Source organism: Serratia ureilytica, from assembly GCF_013375155.1.
GTDB classification, from domain to species: Bacteria; Pseudomonadota; Gammaproteobacteria; order Enterobacterales; family Enterobacteriaceae; genus Serratia; species Serratia ureilytica.
Genome location: NZ_JABXOF010000004.1, coordinates 349,508 through 360,213, shown reverse-complemented (window position 1 = coordinate 360,213; position 10,706 = coordinate 349,508). Strand labels below are relative to the sequence as shown.

Sequence of the window (10,706 nt, the reverse complement as noted above, 5' to 3'; positions counted from 1 at the left end):
GGATTGAAAATCCCCGTGTCCTTGGTTCGATTCCGAGTCCGGGCACCATATTTAGAGAACCCAGCCTATGGCTGGGTTTTTGCTTTTCAGGGACAGGACTCTCCATCGAACTGCGTTCGATTATTCGGCCAAAGGCCTCACCCTGCGGGCCAGCGCTGAGACCTTGAATACCGAGCAGAAGTGCTCCTGTTCCTATCTCTTTAACCTAAATCTCGGCCTTTATATTCGCAGTCTTAATTGATGCCCGCCCCCTGCCCTGTGTTTACGGCACTGTATTATTTCCATTTGCGCCATAACCCAACCCTCCTTATTTTCGCCGTCATTTGAATTAATACGCAAACACGGGATACCATTAATGTTTTCATTCTGCGCCTGATAAAAACCCACAGCCACAAACCGATAAAAACATTAAATAACAATCAATTAAACAGAGCCCCATCACATAACCCCCTGCCGTTATTAAAAATAAACCAAAAATGCGGTCGGCACTCACCTTGTGATTTTTTGATAAATACCGTCCGTTGCCGCTGCTAATTTACCGACAGGCGTTCTTAAAACATCACATCGGTGAAGATCGTCATATCACCGTAATAGAACGCTTAATTTAGCCTGCTCACCCACTGATATTTTGGCCTTTTTTGGCTCTGGCATTAAACACCCGTTGAGAAAAAACATATGGAATATGGTTTATCAGACAATGGCGAACAGCCGGATCAACATGGCAAGGGCGTCAGCCGCAGAAATGTCTTGCTCGGCCTGGCGTCAACGCTTGTCGCCACCGCATTGGCCGGCGCCCCATTCCTCACGCTGGCGGAACAGCATACCGCCGCGCAAAACCCCCTGCTTTTTGCCCGTTTCTTCGCGCTCTCCCGGCAATTGACAGAACGTCAGGATATTGACCCTGGCCTTTCGGCTCGTATTTTCACTGCGTTGAGCCTCGCAAACCCGCAATTCTCATCACAGGTTGAGCGATTAAGCGCACGCGTGAAGGCCGGACAAAGCGCCCGGCAACTTCAGCAAATCGCCGGCCAACTGGGGCTCTCGGCATTGGTCTCGGCCATCGTCACCGCCTGGTATACCGGTACCGTGGGCCAGGGGGCAAACGCCAGTCTCATCGCTTATAAAGATGCCCTGATGTATCGCCCGGTTAAAGACGCCTTGATTGTGCCCACCTATTGCGGCAACGGCCCGCTTTGGTGGACCGTCGCCCCACCTGAGGTTAACGCCTTACTGCCCTCTGAGAGCTGAATCATGAAAAAACCGGTATTCACGGCTGATGGCGATGCCTCGGCCGATATTGTCATCGTCGGCTCGGGGATCGTCGGCGGCATGATGGCGGACCAGTTGGCCGGCCAAGGCTATTCCGTGCTGGTATTGGAGGCGGGCCTGCGTATCGATCGCGCGCAGGCCGTCGAAAACTGGCGCAATATGTCGTTTGATAACCGTGCGGGCTCCGATTTTCAAGGCTTGTACCCGCAATCAGCCTACGCCACCGCGCCGCTCTATTTTCCGCCAAACGATTATGTCGCGTTAAGTGGCCCAAGCGCGGACAGCTTTAAGCAGGGCTATTTACGCACCGTGGGCGGCACGACCTGGCACTGGGCGGCCTCCTGCTGGCGCCATCTGCCAAACGATTTCAAAATGAAAACGCTGTACGGGGTTGGCCGCGACTGGCCCATCGCCTATGACGATCTCGAGCCCTACTACTGCCGCGCGGAGGAGGCGATTGGCGTCGCCGGCCCAAACGATCCGGCCAAACAATCGCCTTCAGCGCGCAGCAAGCCTTATCCCATGGATATGGTGCCCTGGGCCCACGGAGATACGCGCTTCGCCGAAGTGGTCAACCCGCACGGTTACCGCTCCGTACCGATCCCCCAAGGGCGCAGCACGCGACCATGGCAGGGGCGGCCCACCTGCTGCGGCAACAATAACTGCCAACCTATCTGCCCGATTGGCGCCATGTATAACGGCATCCATCACATCGAACGCGCCGAAATGAAAGGAGCGCTCGTGCTGGCGGAAGCGGTGGCGTACAAAATCGATACCGATGGGCAAAATCAGGTTACCGCCGTGCATTGGCTGGACAACCAAAAGCGGTCGCACAAAGCCAGCGCCAGCGCGTTCGTCCTGGCATGCAATGGCATCGAAACCCCGCGCCTGCTGTTGATGGCCGCCAATGCGCAAAACCCGAATGGGATCGCCAACAGCTCCGATCAGGTTGGCCGCAATATGATGGATCACTCCGGCTTTCACTGCACCTTCCTGGCGAAAGAGCCGCTGTGGCCAGGACGCGGCCCGGCGCAGAGCAGCTGTTTGGTCGGCCCGCGCGATGGGGATTTCCGCAAGCATTACTCAGCCAACAAGATGATCCTCAATAACATCAACCGCGTTTTGCCGGCTACGCGTCAGGCCCTGGCGCAGGGCCTGGTGGGGAAAGCGCTGGATGACGAGATCCGCCGCCGCGCGGCGTACGGCGTCGATTTGTCCATCAGTCTGGAACCGCTGCCCGATCCCAATAACCGTCTGACGTTGAGCGCAACGCGCAAAGACGCCCACGGTTTGCCTTGCCCGGACATTTACTATGACGTGGGGGACTATGTGCGAAAAGGGGCTGAAGCGGCGCACCGGCAGCTCAAGCATATTGGCCAATTGTTTGATGCCGATGAATTCACCATCACCACCAGCCTGAATGCCAATAATCACATTATGGGCGGCACCATCATGGGCAACGATGAGAAAAATTCCGTGGTGAACGGCGATTGCCGTGCGCACGATCATCCGAACCTGTGGCTGCCCGGCGGTGGCGCCATCCCTTCAGCCAGCGTGGTGAACAGCACGCTGACGATGGCGGCCCTGGGCCTTAAAGCGGCGGACGACATTGCCCGCAAACTGGCGGTGAAATCATGAGAAAACCTGCAAGGATAGCCTGGCTGGCGCTGCTCCTCGCGGCGGGCGGCGGCTCGGCGTTCGCCGCCGACGAAGGACCGTATTTCAGCGCCGAGCTGATTGAAAAAGGCGAGCGGCTCGCGGTGGCAGCGGACTGCCAGGCCTGCCACACCCAAACGGGAGGCGGCGAGCGATTTGCCGGCGGTTACAGCATCGCCACGCCGGTAGGCGTGATTTACACCACCAACATCACCCCCGACAAGGAAACCGGCATTGGCCGCTACAGCGAAGCGCAATTCGCCCGCGCCGTGCGTGAAGGCATTCGCGCGGACGGCACCCCGCTGTACCCGGCAATGCCTTATACGTCATACGTCAAATTAAACGACGAGGACATTCACGCGCTGTACGCCTACTTTATGAACGGCGTCGCCCCCGTCGTTCAGCACAACAGGCGAACCGAACTGCCCTTCCCCTTTAACCTGCGCTTTATCATGCCGGCCTGGAACAGTTTGTTTCTGGAAGAGGGGCATTTCAGCGCCGACAGCAGCGAAGATGCGCAATGGAACCGCGGCGCCTACCTGGTCAACGGCCCTGGACACTGCGATACCTGCCATACGCCGCGCAACGTGTTACTGGCTGAATACAGCGGGCAACCGCTTTCCGGCGCCATGGTCGGCAGTTGGTATGCGCCCAATATTACTTCCGACCCGATCAGCGGCATTGGCGGATGGAGCCAGGCTGAGCTAATCCAGTATTTGAAAACCGGGCGCGCGGCGGGAAAAAACCAGGCGGCGGGGGGCATGGCGGAAGCGATAGAAAACAGCCTGCAATATTTGTCGGACGACGATCTGGCCGCGATTGCCGCTTACCTGAAAAACAGTCCGCCGATCAGAGATCGACGCGATACGCGGCCGGCAGACAGCTTTGGCAAGCCGTTCAACGTTGAACCCGAGCTGCGCGGCGCGCATCCGCCGACCGCCAACGAGACGGTGATTGACGGCGCCGCCTTGTTCAGCGGCAACTGCGCCAGCTGCCACCAACCCGACGGCAGCGGCAGTCAAAACCAGGCCTATCCATCGCTGTTCAACAACACGGCGACGGGCTCGCGCAATCCCTCCAATCTGATCTCGGCCATTTTGTTCGGCGTCGAGCGCCGCGTCGGGGATCAACATATCCTGATGCCGAATTTCGGCCCGCAATCCTATGTCAATCCCTTGAACGACCAACAGATTGCGGCGATCGGCAACTATGTCTTGCAACATTACGGCAACCCCGCGGCGCACGTCACCGCCGAAGACGTTGCGATCCTCAGACGAGGGGGCCCGGCGCCCTTGCTGGCCGAGATGCAGCCCTATATGGCACCGGGGTTGGGCGGCGGCGCGCTGGCGCTACTGGCCGCCATCGCGTGGCGGGTGCGCAAACGCCGCGGCGCGTGATTCACGCCAATTAAAGCTCCCTACGCTGGCGGCCGCAGGGAGCTTGTCTGCCGGCGCGCAAGGCTCTGATGCCATACGCCAATGATGTGCTAAAAATAGGCCCCGCCGGCGTTTTGCACTATTTTGGTTATGTCTGCCTGTTCATTCTGGGCGGTGCCTCGCTACGACGATAAACCCTGTACACCGTTCGCCTCGGTCACAAAACACAGTCAATCACGCCAGGATCCCGACCATGAAAAACGCAACGTTCCCCAGCATCGCCAAGTTTTCCTTTCTGTCTTTATTATTGCCGGCCTGGATCACCCAGGCCGCTCCCCCGCAGCCGCAGCCGGGCAGCACCGCGCAAATCGTTTTGATTGGCACCTGGACAGGGGAAAGAGACGGCGATCGGGTTCAGCCGCCCGTTTATCCCAGCCAGGGGATGTATCGGTTGGCGCTCAACGAAGACGGCAGCCTGCTGCCATTGAATCGCATAAAAATGGACAGCCCTTCCTGGATAGTTCTGAGCAAAAATCGCCAATTTGCCTATACCACCAATGAAACTCAGCAAGGCCAAATCAGCACGCTCAGGCTCGGCAAAGGCGGCGACCCGCAACGCATCAGCGGCATCGACTCGCAGGGACAAGAGCCGACGCATGCCGCCATCAGTCCAGACGGGCGCTACTTATTGGCCGCCAATTACTCCAACGCCCCCGGGCATGCCAGCGTCATCGTGGCCCCCATTCTCCAGAACGGTGAACTCGGCGAGGTGCTGCAGCGCTTTCCCTTCACCAAGGGCTCAGAGGCCGTTGCCGAACGGCAAGCCAGCGCCCATATTCACTCCGTCAACTTCACCCCCGACGGGCGCATGATGTACGCCGCCGATTTGGGCGGCGACATCATTCATGCCTTCTTCTACGACGCGGCAAATAAGGCCGCGCCGTTCAGGCTCGCGCCGGATTACGATTTGTCGTTTCCACCGGGCACCGGCCCGCGACATATGATCTTTTCCGCAAATGGCAGATTCGCCTACGTGATCAGCGAAATGTCGGCGAATATTTTTGCCTACCAGATTAATAACGATCGGTTGGAGAACATCCAGACATTAGCGCTGACGGAAAGCGCCCGCGCGGATGCAAAGGGCGGCGGCGGGCTGGCGTTTTCCCCTGACGGAAAATACCTCTATGCGAGCAATCGCCAAAAAACCAACGAAATCGTGGGTTATAAAATTAACCCGGAGAATGGCAAACTCACGCTGATTGGCCGCACGCTTTCCGGCGGAATCGAACCGCGCGCTTTCGCCTTCGATAAAAGCGGAAAGTTTCTGCTAATCGCCAATGTGTTTAGTAATAACGTTACCGTATTACAACGCGATCTGGATACCGGCGAATTATATGGCAACGGCGTAAGCGTCCAGATAGGTACGCCAACTGACGTTAAATTTATCCACGAGTAAATTATTGCTGCGGCAATCCGTTTGTCGCAGCGCCAACATCGATTCTCTTGCCCACACGAGCGCCATACTTTACCCCATTCCCATGGCGTTTAACGTGTCGATAACGTGAACGCTCAGGTAATGAGAATCATCATCAGCGGCAAAGGAATTATAAAAGAGAAACGCCAAAACAATTCAAACCGGGTTGATATCATGGCGGCTACATTCAGGTAAGTTCCGGCGGCACACGGATATCCTTGCACGTCACGCCGTCGCTGAACCTAAACGAACCTAAACGTCCAACTGTCGGCCAATCGGTTTTTAATTGGCGCTTTTCCAACGTCAACAGGCGCCTCTGTATATAACATGAACATTCACTCATTGAAATTAATGCATATAGGGATAATTTCCCGCTGCACAGGCCCGCAAACAACAAAACTGGGCGCATTGGCCGATGTGAAAGCGGATACCCCATGCCGCCCAGACGCAATAGCTCTCGCATCCAAAAGATAATAACACATTGAATATAATGATAAAAATACCATCAAAACGGCCTGATTTCATAATTTCACTTTAATTTCATCTTTTCAAAAAGCGCTCAACGCCTAATATCATGTTATTTCACCTTCCCAGAATCCCTTTTAACGCTATTCTAAGCAGCGAATACCTGATTCAAGAAACACAAGCCGAACGCAGAACGGCGTATACACGTTAACAGTCAATAGTCGATGCCAATCCCATGCGGCTTATCCTCTTTGCGGAGTGTCGTTTACATGGAATGATGAACGCGGTTTCTAAGATTATTGCTTAAGAATATTAATTAAACACATACGCAAGCTTTCGCAGGGACTTTCATGGAAAGAAATACACCCGTAGCCTTTACCTGATGTGCTACCGAATTCTAAACGGGCATTTAAAAATGACGCATTTTTAACCCGCATATCTTTTAATTATTTTTAATTCATGTCGTTTACTTATAAGAAAAAGGCAGCCTGGTTGCTATAAGCCAACCCCTTTGCAGCCGTATTTCTGGGTATTATTCTCATTATACTGGAGCTTATTAATGAATCAGCGTTTCGATATCATCGGCATTGGCCTTGGCCCGTCGAATCTTAGCCTGGCGGCCTTAGGGAGCGAAATCGAGGGATTTACGGGGCAATTCCTTGAGCGCAAACCTCATTTCTCCTGGCACCCGGGCATGATTTTGGCTGACTGCAACATGCAAACCAACTTTTTAAAGGATTTGGTGAGCGCGGTTGCCCCAACCAATCCCTACAGCTTTCTCAACTATCTGGTAAAAAACCGAAAATTCTACCGTTTCCTGACGACCGAACAGCGTACCGCATCGCGTGAAGAGTTCGCCGATTACCTCACCTGGGCCGCAAGCGGGATGGGATCGTTGGCGTTCAATCAAGACGTTCAGCGAGTCGAGTTTGACGATCGGCAACGCCAGTTCGTGGTGACCACCTCACGGGAAATCTTCCACGCCAGACACGTAAGTATCGGTATTGGCAAGAAAATAAAGTTACCGGACTGCGTGACGGCGCAAAACGATCGCTGTTTCCACGCCAGCGAAATGATGCTGCGCAACCCTAATCTGGCAGGCAAACGCGTGGCGATCGTCGGCGGCGGCCAGAGCGGCGCCGATCTGTTCCTGAATATTTTTAAAGGGGAATGGGGGCAGCCAGAACAACTCGACTGGATATCGCGGCGCAACAATTACAACGCGCTTGATGAGGCGGCCTTTGCCAATGAATATTTCACGCCAGATTACGTCGAGAGTTTCTACTCACTGGACAGCGCGGCCAAGCGGCATATGCTGGCCGAACAAAAGATGACCTCAGACGGCATCACCAGCGAGTCGCTGCTGGCCATCTATCGCGCCATGTACCACCGCTTCGACGTACTGCGCGAGAAATTATGGGTGCGCCTGCTGCCCAGCCGTTCGCTGACGGCCGTAAAACACACGCTGGATAACGCCTACCAACTCGAAACGCGTCATCATCTCGATCACGGCGAGGAAACCTTCAAGGCGGACGTGGTGATCTTTGCTACCGGTTATCAATCGGCGACGCCTGAATTCCTTGCGCCTCTGGCCCACCGACTGTTGACCACGGCGGACGGCGAGTACCGCATAGCCCCGGACTTTACCTTTGAGTGGGAAGGCCCGGCGGAGAACTGCTTATTTGCGATGAACGCCAGTATGCATAATCACGGCATTGCCGATCCTCAGCTGAGCCTGATGGCGTGGCGTTCGGCCCGCATTCTTAATCGGGCGTTAGACCACCAGCCATTTGATTTGGGAACAACGCCGACAGCCATTCAATGGCGCAGTGAAGGCGCGCCACCCGCGTTTTAAATACAAGAACGTCTTAATCATTGTCACTATGCTTTGATGGAATTACGTATATGAAAAGACAAATAAACAAGTTCATTATGAATCAGTTGGCCGTATTGGCCCCCGAACTCAAGGCCAGATTGATCTACAAAAGAGCATTTGGCAAACCGCTGAACTTGCAGGCGCCATCGACCTGGAATGAAAAAATCAATCACCTTAAGTTGAATGACTACAGTAAAAATGCCTTAGTCACTCAATGCGCAGATAAATATGCGGTTAGAGAGTACATCAAGGCAAAAGGATGTGAAGAGATCCTTAATGAGCTGTACTTTGCCTGTGATTCGGTACAGGAGATCCCATGGGAAACGCTGCCTGAGAAATTTGTCATCAAGGGAAATCACGGCTCAGGATATAATTTAATTTGCCAGAATAAACAATCGTTGAACATTAAAAGCGCCTCCCAGCTGATCGATGGCTGGATGAAAGACGATTACTGGAAAACCTATGTAGAACTCAACTACAAAGGGATACAAAAAAAGATCATTGGAGAAAAGTATATCGAATCGGCCAATGGTCACGGGCCTGAAGACTACAAAATTTATTGTTTTCGCGGCGTGCCTTACTGCACCTTGCTGTGCGTCGGCAGGGATACCGGGACGCCGAAATATTACTTCTTCGACAAAGATTTCAAGTTCCTTTGCTATAGCGAGGACTGCCTGGCGTTGAGCCAGGAGGAGATAGACGCCTTCGTGAAACCGGAGGGATACGATGAGCTGTTTGAGTATGCCGCTCGTTTGTCAGCACCCTTCGAGTTCGTACGCGTTGATTTCTACATCTCTCAGGGCCAAATCATTTTCGGTGAGCTGACCTTTACCCCCTCGGCCGGGCTGGATACGGATATTCTGCCACCGACCGATGTTTTGCTTGGCAAGATGCTGACGCTGCAACAGCACTGATTATCATCAACAAAAGGCGGCGCAATTCCCCTGCGCATCCATCAAACAGGAGATACCGGCCGGCGTTTTCGCAGGCCGCCCGCCGGCATCTCACTGTGGGGCGGCGGGCCGGCACCGCCCCGCCACCTGCGCTTAATCCACTGCGGAGTGGCTTGCACCGCCATCGGGAACGTTCCCCCTTGGGCGACATAACCCCTTGAAAAACAATGGCATTAGAACATTAATAAGAATCGTTTACATATTTATAATAAAATGTTCTATATGTATAGGAAGCTATAATATAAGATACCGGAAAGTTTCCCTGGTGTTGTTGTGTGTCTTTGCCCTATTTTATAGGGCTTTTTTTTCGCTAACACCCATTGATGATTGAGTGTTTTTGCACCCATCAGCAGATTACCCCCTCAAAAAAACATAATCATTTCTAATTAATCGTAACCCTTCTTATTCCTGACTTGCCAATAATAACAATGAGTTGCTATTAACCCTGCGAAGCATCAGGCAGCCACCGCCTGACCCCGGCCGCACTTCGCCACTGAAATACCCGCCCGAAGGAGAGGTTTTTACTGGGCGCGTACCGATGCTAATATCGGCCTTTTTCGAGGACGCTGACCCGCATGTTATTGTCTCACCGGCATTTTATCTGCACGCTTCTGGCGCTCGCCATCGGCTTTTGGTTGCCGGGGGCCGTGCAGGCCAGGCCCGATCTGGAACGCAGGATCGGCGTGACCGTCGCCGATAGCGACTCTGCGGATTACCGCTTCAGCGATCTGCGCTTCACCTCCGCCGATGGTCAACGACGTTACCGCGTCCGTATCGCCCAGCCGCGTCGGGCGCCTGCGCCTGACGGCTATCCGACGATTTATTTCCTCGACGGCAATGCGGTGCTGATGGAGCTGAACGCCAGCTTACTGGCCAGATTGGCGACGGCGAAGCGGCCACCGGTGCTGGTGATGATCGGCTATGACAACTATCTGCGCATCGATGCCGCCGGCCGCGCCTACGACTATACGCTGCCTCTGCCGACGGGCATGAAGAAACCGCCGCAGGCGGGCGGGGGCGCGGAGGCCTTCCTGCAATTGATTGAAACGCGGATCAAACCGGCGATCGCCGCCAAACTGGCGGTCGATCAGCAGCGGCAAACGCTATGGGGCCATTCCTACGGCGGGCTCTTCGTTCTGCATACGTTATTCAACCATCCCGCCGCCTTCCAGCATTATATCGCCGTGGAACCCTCGCTGTGGTGGGGCAACGGCATGATCCTGCAAGAGGCGCAGCAGTGGGCGGAACGGCATCCGACGCCGGCGGCAAGGCTGCAGTTGTGGGTGGGTCTGGCGGAGCGCGAGCGCGCGGCCCCGCCCGGCGTGAAGAGCCCTGCTCTGCCGGCGAACGCGGCGCAAATGCTGGCGGAACGCCTGGCAAAGCTCGACGGTCTTACCGTCGGCTATCGGGAGTGGCCCGACTTGGGACACGGCGCCATGCTGGGTGCCGCCATCGAGCCGGCACTGAGCAGCGTGGCATATGAAGACTAAAGGAGGGTATCGACCGCATTTTCATCGGCGGCTCATATCTTCTGATAAGAAGAGCGTTTAATATCTGAGACAGCGCGCAGTCATCGCGGAACGCATGCGCAAAAACAAAGTGGCTCCCCCGTCGGCAAGTTAGCTTGCTCTATCCGG

The 10,706-nt window shown here is 54.9% G+C and carries 7 protein-coding genes; all 7 read left to right on the top strand.

Going from position 1 to position 10,706, the window contains the following annotated elements; genetic code table 11:
• The first annotated feature begins 675 nt into the window (after positions 1–675).
• The 7 genes from HWW83_RS10515 (at position 676) to HWW83_RS10485 (ending at position 10,559) form a co-directional block, all read left to right on the top strand.
• Complete coding sequence (locus HWW83_RS10515) at positions 676–1,248, top strand: sorbitol dehydrogenase family protein (RefSeq protein ID WP_047026456.1); 573 nt, start codon at positions 676–678, stop codon at positions 1,246–1,248.
• A gap of 3 nt (positions 1,249–1,251) precedes the next feature.
• Positions 1,252–2,907 carry a GMC family oxidoreductase gene (locus HWW83_RS10510; RefSeq protein WP_176589277.1) on the top strand — a complete coding sequence of 552 codons (1,656 nt, stop codon included), beginning with the start codon at positions 1,252–1,254 and terminating at the stop codon, positions 2,905–2,907.
• Complete coding sequence (locus HWW83_RS10505; protein WP_047026457.1) at positions 2,904–4,322, top strand: cytochrome c; 1,419 nt, start codon at positions 2,904–2,906, stop codon at positions 4,320–4,322. Before HWW83_RS10510 ends, HWW83_RS10505 begins: the two co-directional genes overlap by 4 nt.
• 232 nt (positions 4,323–4,554) lie before the next feature.
• Entirely contained in the window at positions 4,555–5,757 is a 1,203-nt protein-coding gene (locus HWW83_RS10500) for a lactonase family protein (RefSeq protein WP_052764909.1), read from the top strand.
• Between the two features lie 1,042 nt (positions 5,758–6,799).
• A complete protein-coding gene (locus HWW83_RS10495) occupies positions 6,800–8,095 on the top strand; it encodes a lysine N(6)-hydroxylase/L-ornithine N(5)-oxygenase family protein (RefSeq protein ID WP_072626982.1) in 1,296 nt (431 codons plus the stop codon).
• Positions 8,096–8,145: 50 nt separating this feature from the next.
• Positions 8,146–9,030 (top strand): ATP-grasp fold amidoligase family protein, encoded by an 885-nt coding sequence (locus HWW83_RS10490; RefSeq protein WP_089197431.1) that lies wholly within the window; start codon positions 8,146–8,148, stop codon positions 9,028–9,030.
• 614 nt (positions 9,031–9,644) lie between these two features.
• Positions 9,645–10,559: an alpha/beta hydrolase gene (locus tag HWW83_RS10485; protein ID WP_176589276.1), complete on the top strand. Its 915-nt coding sequence runs from the start codon at positions 9,645–9,647 to the stop codon at positions 10,557–10,559.
• Positions 10,560–10,706 lie beyond the last annotated feature (147 nt).